The 14,278-nt window shown below is 57.7% G+C and carries 13 protein-coding genes; 9 read left to right on the forward strand and 4 right to left on the reverse strand.

The features are described from left to right. Nucleotides 1-205 precede the first annotated feature (205 nt). The 8 genes from AC1XOS_RS11610 (at nucleotide 206) to AC1XOS_RS11645 (ending at nucleotide 9,784) form a co-directional block, all read left to right on the forward strand. Nucleotides 206-1,387: a glycosyltransferase family 4 protein gene (locus AC1XOS_RS11610; protein WP_481962383.1), complete on the forward strand. Its 1,182-nt coding sequence runs from the start codon at nucleotides 206-208 to the stop codon at nucleotides 1,385-1,387. After that, entirely contained in the window at nucleotides 1,384-3,030 is a 1,647-nt protein-coding gene (locus tag AC1XOS_RS11615) for an O-antigen ligase family protein (RefSeq protein ID WP_481962384.1), read from the forward strand. Before AC1XOS_RS11610 ends, AC1XOS_RS11615 begins: the two co-directional genes overlap by 4 nt. A gap of 14 nt (nucleotides 3,031-3,044) precedes the next feature. Next, entirely contained in the window at nucleotides 3,045-3,866 is an 822-nt protein-coding gene (locus tag AC1XOS_RS11620; RefSeq protein WP_481962385.1) for a glycosyltransferase family 2 protein, read from the forward strand. Beyond that, entirely contained in the window at nucleotides 3,863-4,942 is a 1,080-nt protein-coding gene (locus tag AC1XOS_RS11625; protein WP_481962386.1) for a glycosyltransferase family 4 protein, read from the forward strand. The genes AC1XOS_RS11620 and AC1XOS_RS11625 overlap by 4 nt, the downstream gene beginning before the upstream one ends. After that, a complete protein-coding gene (locus AC1XOS_RS11630) occupies nucleotides 4,939-6,153 on the forward strand; it encodes a glycosyltransferase family 4 protein (protein ID WP_481962387.1) in 1,215 nt (404 codons plus the stop codon). Before AC1XOS_RS11625 ends, AC1XOS_RS11630 begins: the two co-directional genes overlap by 4 nt. Next, nucleotides 6,150-7,337 (forward strand): glycosyltransferase, encoded by a 1,188-nt coding sequence (locus tag AC1XOS_RS11635; protein WP_481962388.1) that lies wholly within the window; start codon nucleotides 6,150-6,152, stop codon nucleotides 7,335-7,337. Before AC1XOS_RS11630 ends, AC1XOS_RS11635 begins: the two co-directional genes overlap by 4 nt. Nucleotides 7,338-7,441: 104 nt before the next feature. Further along, nucleotides 7,442-8,062, forward strand: coding sequence for a sugar transferase (locus AC1XOS_RS11640; protein WP_481962389.1), 621 nt, complete (start codon nucleotides 7,442-7,444; stop codon nucleotides 8,060-8,062). Nucleotides 8,063-8,065: 3 nt separating this feature from the next. After that, on the forward strand, nucleotides 8,066-9,784 hold the full coding sequence (locus tag AC1XOS_RS11645) for a hypothetical protein (RefSeq protein ID WP_481962390.1): 1,719 nt from the start codon (nucleotides 8,066-8,068) through the stop codon (nucleotides 9,782-9,784). Here AC1XOS_RS11645 and AC1XOS_RS11650 read toward each other — a convergent pair. The 4 genes from AC1XOS_RS11650 to AC1XOS_RS11665 are packed head-to-tail and all read right to left on the reverse strand — an operon-like array spanning nucleotide 9,781 to nucleotide 13,308. Continuing rightward, complete coding sequence (locus AC1XOS_RS11650) at nucleotides 9,781-10,323, reverse strand: NUDIX hydrolase (RefSeq protein WP_481962391.1); 543 nt, start codon at nucleotides 10,321-10,323, stop codon at nucleotides 9,781-9,783. The genes AC1XOS_RS11645 and AC1XOS_RS11650 overlap by 4 nt on opposite strands. Next, a complete protein-coding gene (locus AC1XOS_RS11655; RefSeq protein ID WP_481962392.1) occupies nucleotides 10,320-10,799 on the reverse strand; it encodes a hypothetical protein in 480 nt (159 codons plus the stop codon). Before AC1XOS_RS11655 ends, AC1XOS_RS11650 begins: the two co-directional genes overlap by 4 nt. A 31-nt stretch (nucleotides 10,800-10,830) precedes the next feature. After that, nucleotides 10,831-11,838, reverse strand: a complete 1,008-nt coding sequence (locus AC1XOS_RS11660) for a DUF3866 family protein (protein WP_481962393.1) — start codon at nucleotides 11,836-11,838, stop codon at nucleotides 10,831-10,833. Next, nucleotides 11,839-13,308: an LCP family protein gene (locus tag AC1XOS_RS11665; RefSeq protein ID WP_481962394.1), complete on the reverse strand. Its 1,470-nt coding sequence runs from the start codon at nucleotides 13,306-13,308 to the stop codon at nucleotides 11,839-11,841. A gap of 78 nt (nucleotides 13,309-13,386) precedes the next feature. Here AC1XOS_RS11665 and AC1XOS_RS11670 point away from each other — a divergent pair. Next, nucleotides 13,387-14,278: pyridoxal phosphate-dependent aminotransferase (locus tag AC1XOS_RS11670; RefSeq protein ID WP_481962395.1), on the forward strand; the 892-nt coding region annotated here is incomplete at its 3' end.

Genomic DNA, 14,278 nt, shown 5'->3' on the forward strand with positions numbered 1-14,278 from the left:
CCCCCCGCAGAGTTCTGGTCGTCGCTCGCCGGTGGCCTCCTGCTCGCTCCCATCGCGATCCGCTACAAGTCGTTTCTGCCGTGTTTCTTGATGCACTACTTCATCTCGCTGGGCAACGATATCGCGGTTCTCTACTTTCACTTCCGGTAATATATCCAGGTAATTGTTGCAGGGTAGGCACTTTGTGACCGACAATAGGAGCGCAATGCGTCTGCTGATTGTCTCACCCTGGTTTCCCTATCCGCCGGATAATGGGTCGCGACTTCGTGCCTGGCACTTAATTCAGCGCCTGGCACAGCGCCACGACGTGCGCCTTGTGGTAGGGCAGCAAGACGATGCCATAGGCCGCGAGATTCCACTCGATGTTCCCACAACAATCGTTCCCTGGGTCTGGCATCAACCCGGTGCGACGGGCAAACAAGGGGCGCTCAAGGCGCTTTTCTCCGCAATACCACGCTCGATCTTGGAGACACCTAACCCCGCTTTTGTCGAGGCAATCGCGCAAGAGCTTTCGCGGAAACCGGATGCAGTTCTTGCCATGGAGCTAGGTAGCGATGCCTATCTTCCTGACGTCCTCCCCTGCCCCGTGATCCTGGATCAAGTGGAGCTCTCCGGACTGGAGCAGACTTGGCGGCGCGCGATGAGCCGTCGGGAACGGACGGCACGTTGGCTGACGTATCATAAGGGAAAGAGCTACTGGCAGCGGCGGCTCGCTCGGTACGATCTCCTCACAGCGGTCTCGGAAGCGGAAGCGCTGTCGGTAGAAGCCATTGTCGGAGGCGGAAAGGCCGTCGCGGTCGTCCCCAACGGTGTCGCGACGGCAGATTTCTGCCTTCAGACCAAGCCGAAAGGGGTTCCTGGAAGGCTTATCTACAACGGAGCGCTTTCCTATTCTCCTAATAAAGACGCGGTACTCTGGTTTGTGAAGACCATCCTGCCGAAGATTACAGAGAAAGTGCCCGAAGCCCACTTAATCGTCACAGGGCGCTCCGAGTCCGCGCCCGCAGAGCTTGTCACCCACCCTCAGGTGCAGCTGACCGGCTTTGTCCCTGACCTGAAGCCGACTCTCGCGGAGGCAAGGGTCTGCGTGACCCCGCTTCGTTCAGGGGGCGGGACACGGCTGAAGATACTGGAGGCCTGGGCGGCGGGGATTCCCGTGGTCGCAACCACCATTGGCGCGGCAGGACTAGAGGGCAGTCGGGAGGGTGAGCACCTGTTTGTGGCAGACACGCCGGATGCGTTTGCCCAAAAAGCAGTCCTGCTGCTACAAAACGAAGCGCTGAGTCGGAAGATATCGGGGCAGGCCCGCACTCTGGCGGAGGAGCGCTTTGACTGGGATGTAATTGTGGGACGACTAGAGAGAGCACTGAACCTCGTGACAAAATGAGCAAGGTAAGCAACGAATATAACGACGAGCTAGCAATCTGGAGCGACAACTCCGAGAGCCCATCCAAGGATCTGATCAGCAGAGCAGCGGAGCTAAAGCTCAAGCTCCTGGGAGGCGCCGCCGTTCTGGGGACAGCCCTGGGGCTGGGCGGTGTGTTGGCTGCGGATGCTGGTACGAAGGGAATGGTCTGGCTCGCGATTGTCGTCTTAGGGATCGTCGGTATTGTCACGGTTGCCAGCTATCTCGAAGTCGGCATGACGATCTTTGTAGCGCTTTGTTGGTTTCTCTTTAAAACACCGGGAATTGCCCAAGGCCAAGGCGGTGGCGGCGAGCAGGGACTCGCACTCAGCCAGATGGGGCTTATGCTACTGCTCGCCGCCTGGCTCCTGCGACGTATCTTCCGAAAGGAAGGGCCCCTCTACCGTTCCCCTCTCACAGCGCCTATTGTTGCCTATCTTTTTGTTTGTCTCTGGTCTACGGCACACAGCATCCTCTTCACGGATAGTGCCATCGAGCGTGGTCTCGTCTCACGGACACCGCTGCCCGTCAACATCCTCGAAGTGGCCTTGCGGGTTCTTGCGCTCGGTGGGCTTTTACTGCTGGCAAACACCATCACCCGCTGGGGCAAGAAGCGCCTGGCGGTGATGTTCTTACTTGCGGGCGGACTCCTCTTTATTTTCTCACTTCAGGGGGGGGCCAATACCATGGAGCACCCCCATGGGCTTGCGGTCTTTGTGCCAGGTCAGGGCTACGGGGCTTTTCCGCAGATGCTGGCGATGGCGGCCATGGCGGCACTGGCACTGGCGGGCAAGGGGAGGCGCTGGCAACAGCTTGGGATGGGGCTTGGCGCGCTGATTATCTTTGGCTGGGCATTTATCAAAAATGCAGAGTGGGTCTCTGGCTGGCTTTCGGGTGGAGTTGCGCTGGCTATCGTGGTCTATAATACCAAGCGCCGCTTGTTTTGGATGGGAGTTGGGCTTATCGCCTTTATCGTTCTTCTCAAGTTTGAGTACTTTTGGGATAAGTTCTACAAGATGAACTTCTACGCCGGTGGCCACATGAACTGGGGCCTCGCCTCTCTGCGGGGTGAGGAGATCGGAGCGCTGGAGAACGACCGAAGTCGTATGCTACGCGCTGCCTTCCAGTATGCCGATGCGTTCCCACTGGGGATTGGCCTGGGAAACTACAAGAACTTCAATCTCTACTACGGCTCTCCCGCCGTCTGGAACTCGACCACGTTTACATCAGCGCACGGCACCTACGCACAGACACTCTCCGAGCTAGGTTGGGCAGGTATTTTGACGCTGCTCTGGCTACAAGGTGCGACTCTCGTGACTCTGTACCGCTACTGGAGAGCTCTGCCAAACGGCACGTGGGAAAAGGCTTGGCTCCTGGCAACCTACGCGGGAGCTTGGGGAATGTTTGCCTCGACATTTCTGGGCGACTATATCTTCCCCAGCTACCACAACGGTGGGATGGCGTCATTCGGAGGAACGGTCTATCTCTGGCTCTTCGTGGGGTTTGGCGTGAGCTTGGCGCGTCTCCAAGGGCTGAAGTGGGACGATGTGAGTGGGAAGAAGAAGAAAAGTGAGCGCGTGGTGCCGCAGCCACGCTGGGCTCGTCCCCTGGAGCCACGCTTGTGAGAGATCTCTCCATTGTGATCGTCTCCTGGAACACCAAAGCGCTCCTGCGGGACTGCTTGGAGAGCATTCGCAACCTAAACCTAGATGCCGAGGTCTTTGTCGCGGATAACGCCTCATCGGACGGTAGTCCTGAGCTGGTTGAGGCGGAGTTTCCTAAGGTGACACTGATCCGTACGGGAGCCAACCTCGGCTTTGCCAAGGCCAATAACCTCGCGCTCAAGCAAGCCACAGGTCGCTACTGGCTGCTCCTCAACTCCGACACCCTCGTGCCCGACGGCGCCCTGGAAGCGCTGGTCGCCGCGCTAGACGCACACCCTGAGGCAGCCGTGGCAGGCTCGCTTCTTCTCAATGTCGATGGCTCGCTTCAGCCAAGCTGGGCTCGCTTCCCGAGCTTCAAGAGCGAGCTAACCGGTGAGCTGGAGCGTAGTCAGTGCCCCTACACAGATGCCCAGCTCAGCGATCCCACTGCCCGTGCCTCTCTCGCGCCGTTCACCTGTGACTGGGTGGGGGGCGCGGTCTACGGTGTGCGGGCCAGCGCGGCTCAGAAAGCGGGGCTACTCGATGAAAAATTCTTCATGTACAGCGAAGAGACCGAGTGGTGCCATCGCTTGAAACGCGTCACGGGTGGCACGACGATGCTGGTGCCCGCTTCCACCGTGACCCATCTGGGAGGTGGCTCCAGCCGCGCGGTTCCGAAGGCGACCCGGCGGCGCATGTGGCGCTCCAGTCTGCGCTTTTTCCGTCTGACTCAGGGGCCCCTCGTTGGCCTACTGCCCAGCGCGGTCGCCACCGCCCGTTTCCTTCTCTCCCCATTGCGGAGACAGCAGGGAGCATGAGAGTCGTACTGGATGCCCGTCCCCTCTCCCATCCGCAGTCGGGTGGGTATCGTTCGTATGTGATGGCTCTTGTGCAAGGGCTCGCGGAGCTTGCATCCACCGATGTGGAGATCTTGCTCTACTTGGATCGGCCCGTGGACTTTAGCCTTCCCTTTGAGACGCGCATTCTCAGTAGCTCACGCCTCAAAACCGACTTTGCTCTTTTTGCGCAGCAAGTCAAGCGAGATCAGCCGGATCTGGTGCATGGCACGGTGAACTACTTACCCGTAGGCATTTCGTCTAAGACGGTGCTCTTGCTCTACGATGCCCTGCTCCTCAAGCGCTATCCATGGGAAGGAGTGGTGCAGCGCTCACTGCGCCAGCGGCTCCTCAATGCCTACTGGGCGGGCCTGATGCGTCACTCAGCACGTACCGCCACATCGGTATTTACGATTTCGCAGGGCTCAGCGCAAGAACTCGCCTCTGTGCTCGGAGGCAGCCCTCAGCGCTTTTTGGTCGTTCCTCTTGGAATCTCCCTCCCGCTGCCTCGTGCGGGTGTGGTGCGCGAGCCAACGACGATTCTGGCCATTGCCGCCCCGGATGCCCGGAAAAATATCGAGGCGCTCTACGAGGCACTGCCACTCTTAGACGATCTAAACCCCACCCTGAAGCTGGTCTGCACAACGGTAAGAACCGCGGCAGCAGCCGAGACAGAAGTGGCGCGGCGCGGGCTGAAAAACGTCCAACTTTTACGCAATTTAGACAATCAAGCACTCTCAGATGCCTACGCCACTGCCCGTGTCTTTGTATTCCCGTCACGGTTGGAGGGCTTTGGTCTCCCGCCCTTGGAAGCGATGCAGGCCGGAACCCCCGTTGCTGCCTCGAATGCCCTTCCGATGCCGGAGATTCTCGGAGCAGCTCCCCTCTACTTTGATCCGGAAAAGCCCGCCGAGCTCGCCGCTACCGTTCGTTGCCTACTCACCAACGCCGACGAGTGGAGCGAGCGCTCTCATGCAGGGATCGCTCAGGCAAAGCGCTACTCTCTTAAGGCGATGGCAGAGGGAACACTCTCTCTCTGGCGGGAGCTTGCCGCATGAGCAAGCCTCATGTTTTGTTTCTCGCCCACCTGCTACCCTGGCCCTTAGAAGGCGGGGGGCAGATTAAGTCGTATCATGTTCTGCGACAGCTCGCGCAGGCATACGATATCAAGCTCCTGGCGCTGATCCGAAAACCCGAGGAAGCCCAAAATGCCGAGCCTTTGCGGCAGTTCTGTGCGCTGGGCATTGAGATGATTCCCCTACGGCGCACCAAGCTCACCAATCTCATGGCAGCGGGAAGTGCGGTGCTAACGGGACGCTCGTTTCTCGTGAGTCGTGACCACACTCCCGCTCTGCAGGCTGCCGTGGAGCGTGAGCTGGCAACGGGGAGCTACAAGGCACTTCACCTAGATCATCTGCAGATGGCAGCGTTTGTCCCTGCACAAACGCCCGGGACTCGGGTGATTTTGGATCAGCACAACGTGGAATATCGCATACCCCAGCGCATTGCCCAAACGGCTAAGAATCTCGCGATCCGCCTCTATGGAGCGGGAGAATGGAAGCGTCTGCGACGCTTTGAGCAAGCCGCTCTCCGTCGCGCTGATCTCACTTTGGCAGTGTCCGACGAAGATAGGCAAGCCCTACAGGATTTAGCCGGCGCAGAGTTGGGTAGAATAAAGACACTATCTATCGGGGTCGACACGGATTATTTCGCCTCCTCCCCGCGCACCACGCACTCCAAGACACTGGTTTCGATCGGAACCATGTACTGGCCACCAAATATTGACGCTATATCCTGGTTTTGTCGGGAGATTCTGCCGAAGATCAGAGAGAGAGAGTCTGAGGCAAAACTTATGGTCGTGGGAGCACGACCAACGGCGGAGATACTCGCGCTTGCGGAAGCTTACGCGGTAACCGTGACGGGCTCAGTACCTGATGTACGTCCTTATGGCACAGACTGTGGAGCATTTATTGTCCCACTGCGCTCCGGGTCAGGGATGCGGGTCAAGATTCTGAACGCGCTTGCCATGGGCCTACCGACAGTCTCGACAACAATTGGTGCGGAAGGAATAGAGGTGACAGACGGCGAGGATATCTTATTGGCAGATACGGTGGAGGACTTCGCAGCGGCGACGCTGCGTCTGCTCTCGGATCCGGACCTTGCCGCACGCCTCGCCGAAAATGGTCGAAAGTTAATGGAAGAGCGCTATGGCTGGGATGCTATCGGGGTGCAGCTCCGGCAGTACTATGCGGAGGTACTCGCACCGTGAGGCTCCTCTTTATCTCACCCTATGTCCCCTCCCCCATTCGGGTGCGCACCTACCAGATCTTGCGTCACCTTGCGCCACTGGGCTGTGAGATCACCCTGGTCGCGCTAGAAGATGCGCCGGTCTCCGAGAGCGCACGTGCAGAGCTTGAAACCTGGTGTCAGGAAGTTCACGTGGTGCCACTGCGCAAACCTGCCGCCGCACTGCGCTGCTTGCTAGCTCTTCCCACCCCCACTCCTATTTCGGTCGCCTACTGCAAGCCGCCAGAGTTAAAAAAACGCATCACAGAGCTTGTCAAGACGAAACAGTTCGATGTCGCTCACGTCGAACATCTGCGAGCATCTTCGATCCGGCCCGCTCTGGGAAATCTTCCGTGTGTTCTGGATGCTGTAGACTGCATCACGGCCCTACAGCACCAGATGTTTGAGCAAGGTGAGAGTGCCAAGGACAAGCTGATCGCCTGGGAGGAGTGGAGCAAGCTGCGCTCATGGGAGCCTCGCGCCTATGCCCCGTTCAACCAGCTCGCCGTGACAAGCGCGTACGATTGCCACGAGCTACAGCTACTCGATTCGAGTCTACGTCCGGAGATCATTCCTAATGGGGTGGACCTGGATTATTTCCAGCCCGTTCCAAACCAAGCCCGAGAAAGCGACACGATTATTTTCAGTGGAAAAATGAGCTACCGTGCCAATGAGGATGCAGCCTTAGGGTTTGCCTCTACTCTCTGGCCACGTCTCAAAGAGATGCGCCCTAATCTCCGCTGGCTTATTGTTGGGAGCGAGCCAAGTCCCGCCATTCAGCGTCTTGCACAAGACCCTGCCATTGAGGTGACCGGCTATGTATCGGATATCCGTCCCTACTTGAGTCGTGCAAGTGTGGCCATCTGTCCTCTTCGCATTGGTGTTGGGATTCAAAATAAAGCCCTGGAAGCGATGGCGATGGCCTGCCCCGTGGTTGCTTCGCCGATTGCAGGACGCGCACTCCAACATGCCGAAGACGATGGCGGCATCGCGATTGCAAAGACAGAGGAAGAGTTTCTCTCGGCGTGCCTAAGATTCCTCAGTGATCCCTCTTGTGCGCAAGCTACCGGAGCAGCGGCACGGCGCTTTGTCGAACGTCACCACCGCTGGGATTGCGCCGCCAAGCGTTTTCTTGAGCTCTATACTCAAGCGATTGCCTCAATATAAACAAAGTGTATAAACAGGAACACGATCACACAGAGATGAAAACCCAGGTATATTCTAACCAGCAATTAATTGCGGCCCCTTCTGTGCCTTTTGCCAGCAAAAATATGCTCTATTTTGCCGTTAAACGTCTGATTGACATCCTCGGTTCGTTTTTTGGGCTCGTAGTGCTCTTTCCTGTTTTTGTCGTTCTTGCTATATTGGTTCGTCTTTCCTCAGCAGGGCCAATTCTTCACCGAAGACGCGTTCTTTCTCTTCAAAAGTATGAAGGTGGCGTCCCCCAGAGCTTTGATGCCTTTAAGTTTCGAACAATGGTGACCAATGCCGATGAGTTTCTCAAAGAGCATCCGGAGCTCATGGCCGAGTTTCAGAAAGACTTTAAGTTACGCGATGACCCCCGTGTCACCAAGATTGGCCATAAGCTGCGACGCGCGAGCCTGGATGAGCTTCCCCAGCTCTTCAACGTGCTTTCGGGTCAGATGACGCTGGTGGGCCCACGCATGATCTCGCCTCCTGAGCTAGAGATGTACGGCGAGTTTGGCACGAAGCTTCTTTCGGTAAAGCCAGGTCTGACGGGGCTCTGGCAGGTGAGTGGGCGCCAGAATGTCTCCTACACGGAGCGCGTTAAGCTGGACATGTACTACATTGACCATCGCTCCATTGGTATGGACATCCAGATCTTGCTAAAAACCGTCGTCAGTGTGCTGAAACGCCAGGGAGCGTACTAGGCCATGAACCGCCTGGTTCGCAATGTCTTGCTGTTATTGCTCTTAGCCGTTCCCTGCCTGGCCCTGCTTCCACGGCTCAACTCACCCACACCGCTCTCCGAAAGTGGGCTGGATCAGCTCCTGGCATCGCGCTACACTGCCGCAACAAATCGCCTCGGAACTCCCCTGATTCGGCCTTTAGAAGCCGCTCGGCTCGTTTCGTATGGCGATGGTGCTCTCCCCGATCTCCGGCACGGCATTCTCTATACGGGCCTCGCTTCAGTGAGCATGAAGGTGCTCAAAGAAACAAAGGGGGGACAAGGCCAGCGGGCAACGACACTTCTCGGGATCATACTTTTGCTCAGTGGCGGACTCACCACTCTCTGGCTTTCCTCCCGCTGTTTCCCCAGACGAAATGCACGTTGGGCGGCTCTCTTTTTTGTGTGGAGTGGTGGGGCGATTCTGGCAACGATTACCCCCGGCCCCGGATTACTCCTCGCAATTCTTGGCGCACTGCTCTGCGCGGCACTCTTACCTCTGGATGTGAGTGCTTCGGACAAACGGGCATCTGTCGGGCAGGCACTTGCCGCCGGTGCTCTCTGGGGGCTGCTGTTCCTGACGATCTACTCAGGGCTCCTGCTCCTGCCGTTTCTAATCTGGCACGTCTGGAGCGTCACGCGCCGTGATCCCCGCGCGATCGCGGTCTTCCTGCTAGCGGCGGGGATCTTTGCCGTCCCTCAGCTTGCCCGCGCCTATAAAGTCACCAAGAATCCTCTCTACCATAGCCGGTGGATCGAGCTGGCCATGCGGACGGACTCCTACCCTGGAACGACACTTTATCACTCGGGGTCACTTCCTAAGGCGATCATGAACTATCTTCCCAACGGGGGCGTTTCCGAAGTTGCCAGCAAGTCCAGCCGAACGCTCATCGAAGTATTGTCCCGTGCGATCTCCACGCTTGGGCTTGGCTTGATCCTCTTTATCGCCTCTAGCCTGATACGCTTTGCGGACCACCGTCTCAATCAGCTCCGTCGCCTGCTGTTTATGATCATGCCGCTCCACCTGGCGGCGCTGAGTTTGTTCTTTTCTGCCGAGGAGTGTGTCAGTGTCTTACTGTTCTATGCGCCGCTAGTGATGACACTGGGCGCAGGCTTCTTGGAGACAGTCGTTCATGCGCGCCGTCTTCCCCGGCTTCATGCACGTGGAGTCCTATTGTTCTGGATTGTCGCCTGCTGCGTCTCCGGAGTGAGCCAGCTTCTGGCCCTGCGCACCGCCCCCGCGCCTGCACGCCTCTACGCCTTTCTCGGGCCAAGTGGGGCAAACTTGGAGCGCGTCCAGAACAATACCGATGGCGTTTTAGCGGCGGATGATCCGTTCACCATGGCGCACTATGCCAATGTCCCGGTCACGTTTCTGCCCGCTAGCGCAACGGATTTCCAGGAGCTAGAAGGACGGCTCAATAAACAGATTGTCGCTTTTGGGGTGACTCCAGCTCTGCGCTGGGATCGTCCTGAAGATGCGGCCATTGCACCGTGGGCGGAGACCTACCGACGTGTCATTGGGCTATTTTCTATTTCGGAGCTTCTTCCCCCTGCGGAGCGGGATATGCTCAGCAACCGTATCTTTTATCCCGAGTCCATTCGGTCCTCCATCCGGACGTTTCAGGTAACCCCCGTCCGAGAGCCGAGCAGCCGCGGCGACTACTCGGCGATCTTCTGGGACCTGATGTACCTGAGATCCTAGCGCGATGCGAGAAGGCGCTGGGCCATTGTCAGGCAGGCAATAGACTTCATGTCCTGAATCCGGCCGTCGCCAATCGCGGCAAGCGCGTCGTCTAAGCTCAAGGGAACCGTCTCGACAAACTCATCGTGGTCGGTGTGTGCATCAGGACACGGCGTGAGATCCTCGGCGAGATAGCCCCAGATCTTTTCGGTGCAGTAGCCCGGAGCCACATAGGCCTCGTAGAGTGGGATGAGCGTTCCTGGCGTGAAGCCAATTTCTTCGCCAAGCTCACGTGCCGCGGCCACGGCGGGGTCTTCGTCGTCCTCAATTCCCCCAGCGGGCACTTCGAGCAAAAGTCCATTGGTGGGAAGGCGAAACTGACGAACCAGCAAGACATTGCCATTGGCATCCAAAGGCACGACGGCGATAGCACCACTGTGCTCGACGATCTCCCGCTTGCCACTCTTCCCATTGGGCAACGTCACAGTGTCCACACGAAGTCTTACGACACGCCCTTCATACTTCCGCTCACTCGCGGTTACGGTCTCGGTTAAGTTCATTGATTTGTCTCCAAAAAGGTTGGGTTGAGGAGCCACTCGGGGATAGTCACCGGCTCCAGAGAACGATCCAGCTCGCCTGAAAGCAAGCGGTCAGGGAGCTCGCGCTCCGCAAGCGCGAGGGCTTCTTCTAGAGCAGTCTCAGGCACTTCTTCTTCGCCCTCAAACACACTGTACTCCATCAGCAAGCGAGCCCCAAAGTCATCCACGAGAAAGACTGCCCAGGGGAGATCGTCTTCTACACCACTGGCATCCCAGACTGTGGCGGTATAGCCGGAAGTCCCCACGTAGGCAAGGCTACACTCCACTTCCTCGATGTCAAACTCGCTTCCCAGGGGCAGAACGGTCGGCCAGTCGAGTGTGGCCGGTGTCTCATCAGGCACTTCTATCTCGTTCCAGGACGCGAGAAGAACGTGCTCAAACCAGCGGTGTCGGCTCTCCAAGGCCGCGAACTCAGGATCATCTGGGGTATATAACATGGTTCTACTCTATCACAATCAAGTTATTGTATCAAATACAACCACAAGCCGCGGCGACTTGAAAAAAGACCGGATCCTGCGCGACATTACGCCCCATACTCGTCACCGAAATACCGCGCTCCACGAGGAGAGACAGGCCAGGCTGTGGGTCGGCAAGCTGGAAGTCAATTTCTAGGTTAGAGGGTAAGGTGAGATTTTTGGGCCAGCCTGCGGTTACCCGCCCTCCCACAAGGCCGAGCACAGTCCGACTATGGTGCGAGACTCCTTGGTGCCGCGGGCGTGGGTCGGCCTCGGAGGCGCGGAGGCAACAGATCGCCTCCCCCCCGAGCGCTTTGGTCACTTGGAGCACCCACGCTTGCTCGATCCCGGAGAAACCGAAGCGCGTTCCCGTCCCCGCATTCCCCGGCCCTGGTGCGACAATGATCAAGTCCGCGTGCTCTAGGTGCCGTGCCACTAAAAGTGCGGAGGGTAGTGTCACACACTCATGATCGCCGCCAAATGCCTGCCCACAGGTCAGGGTGGTGTCTAGTAATCTTGCATCCTGAAGCTGGCGGACGAGCCGTGAAAATCCCAGGGGAAGCGCGGCCGAGTCGGTCATGATATAGGCAACGCGACAGTTGGGACTTGTTGCCTTTGCCGCCGCCGCGACGGGTGCGAGCTGGCTATGGAGCAGACAGGCCACCACGCGGACGCCGTCCAGTGTCTCCGGGAGAGGCGCTTGCAGAGCTTGCTCCGTCGCCATTACCGCGTGCTGGAGGGGAGTGTAGCGTAGCTTGATAATGTGCCCGAGCTTCGCACTTTCGGGGAGCGCTGGGCCGGACATCACAAAGTCAACTCCCCCGGTTCCCAGAGAAAGCGCTGTTGCAGTCACATTGAGGACAATGGCATCTCCCACACCCAGAGGGCCGGTGAGCGTTGGGTAGGCAACAAACGGGCGCTGGTGTGTCTCACCGGCCACTTGGGCTACGCCCCAGAGAGCTTGCGAGTTGGCGCGTGTAATCGCCACGATGGTGGCAGGAAGGGCATCCAGTCGTGGCATCTAGCGCAGTGCGGACTGCTCACCGAGACGCTCGGCAAGATCTGGCCCTAGAACGACCACGATATCGGGCTTGGCCTCTTTCAGGGTTCCCGTCGTATCCACCCCTGTGTCTTTTTGAACCAAACCGCCTCCCAAGAGCCTAGCCACCGCATCGGCACGCGATCTATTGGTAGCTTTCGCAAATAAAATCGTGGTGGAAGTCACCTTCGCCATCGGCTCGCTCACGTAGTTGGCATCGAAGTCGCCACGATCTCGTAGTATCTCCGCGGCACGACGGGCCGCTCCCGAGATATCGGTAGCATTGTGCACGGCAACCGTCGTGACCCGATTGGCCGCACGCTGATCGCCTTTCACAAGCCACTGAACCAGTGCCTCTGTCTTACGCCGATCGGGAATGAAGAAGTAGGGCCTTACTTTCTCAAACTCCCCCGAGAGAGTCGCGGAGGCAACTTGATCGGGCTTGGCACTCCGAAAGATCGAGGCAATCGCCAAAAGCTGGTCGTGGCTAAGGTTGGTATCGAACTGTTTGAACGCGGTATTGACAATCTTGTCCGCTCGATAGAACTGTTTTGTCCCGGAAGCGATCATCGCACGGATCATGTTCTGCTGGCGTGCCATGCGGCGCGTGTCGCCATTTTCAAGGCATTTATTGAGCGCGGCGATCTCGGCGGCGGGCTTGAGACGGAACGTCGTGCGGCCTGTTGCAATCGGGGAGCCATCTGGGTTGCGCTGATAGATATCCACTTCACGGTAGCGACAGTAGCCAATGGCATCATTGGCATTGGCAATATGAATCGCTCCTTTGGGAAGCTTGACATGCAGGCCCGCTTTGTTGTCGTGGTACTCAAACGCATCAATGGTCTCAACATTGACACCACCTAGCTCTTCCACCAGATTACCGACAGCATCCGGCTTAATGGCAAGATAGTAGTCAGGTTGTACCCCTGTGATTTCTTCAACCGCATTGCAGAGAAGCTTTGGTCCCGCGATTCTGGGGTAGGTATCTTCCCGGATGGTTGCATTGATCTTGCCCGTCTTACCTGCCACACGAATGCGCGTATCGCGAGGAATCGAGAGTGCCGTTGCACGCTGATTTTTAAAGTTCAGCGTCAGGAGCATGATAGAGTCCGCGCGGCTTGACTTCCCGGTGTAGCGCTGGTAGTTCTTGTCGTACTCGTAGTCTTTACCGATTAAGAGGACGGTGATCTGATCTTGCTGGTTTTTAGGGAAAAACTTTTTTGGGTTGGAAATAATCCCAATTGTATTGGTGCCCGCGATCCCAATGATGCTCTTTCCCGCCAAAATAGCCGCCACAATCAACCCGCTGAGAACCACAAAACCAAAAAGTTTCCGTAAGGGATTCACGCGTTTCTTGCGGCGACGGGGACGGCGACCCGCAGGCTGAGAAGGCACCGACGTCGGTGCACTAGTACGGCGGGCGGGAGGAGGGGGAGATGATCGTCCATTCACAGGTCGTTTTCCAGTCACTAAACAGAATTATATCCTAAATTGGTTCCCAAGTTTAGGGCATGAGGTAAACTCTTTCTCGTGATCTCTGAACGCCTCTTGGTCTCTGACCGAATTTCTCGTCTTATCCCCTACCAGCCCGGCAAGCCCATTGACGAAGTCAAGCGTGAGCTAGGCATCATGGGAGAGGTGATTAAGCTCGCCTCCAACGAAAACCCTCTTGGGCCCTCTCCGAAGGGAATCGCCGCGCTGCAAGCCATTCTGCCGACACTGGCTCTCTATCCAGATGGTGCCTGTCATGCACTCCGACAAGCCGTCTCTGAGAAGCTAGCCGTCTCTCCAGATTCTCTGATCTTTGGCAATGGCAGTGATGAGGTCATCCACATGCTGGGCCTCTCGCTTCTCGAAGAGGGCGATGAGATCGTGGTGGGCGATCCGACCTTTGTTCTCTACGAAGCCGCCGCGACTCTGGCGGGAGCCAAAACCGTAAAAGTGCCTCTGACTCCTCTTGAGATGAAGCACGACGTTGCGGCGATGGCCGCTGCCATCACTCCCAAGACGCGCTTGGTCTTTGTTGCCAATCCCCACAACCCCACAGGCTCCGTGATCTCCCGAGCCGATGTCGAGACACTGCTCGCCGCCTTGCCTCCTCGTGCGTTTCTCGTTTTGGATGAGGCCTATATCGAGTATGTGGAAGACGATCCCGAGTTCCCAAGATCTACGGAGTGGATCAAAGCGGGTGCACCGGTGATCGGTCTGCGGACGTTCTCCAAGCTCTACGGCCTTGCGGGTTTCCGCGTGGGCTACGGCGTGGCCGCTCCCGAGGTGATTTGCCTGCTCAACCAGCCCCGCTCGCCGTTTAATGTCAATCTCGCGGGGCAAGTCGCCGCCGCTGCCGCGCTCTATGACGACGACTTTATCGCGCAGAGCCGCAAGAACAACGATGATGGCATCGCGCAGCTTATCGCGGGGT

It is taken from the genome of Armatimonas sp. (genome assembly GCF_964826245.1).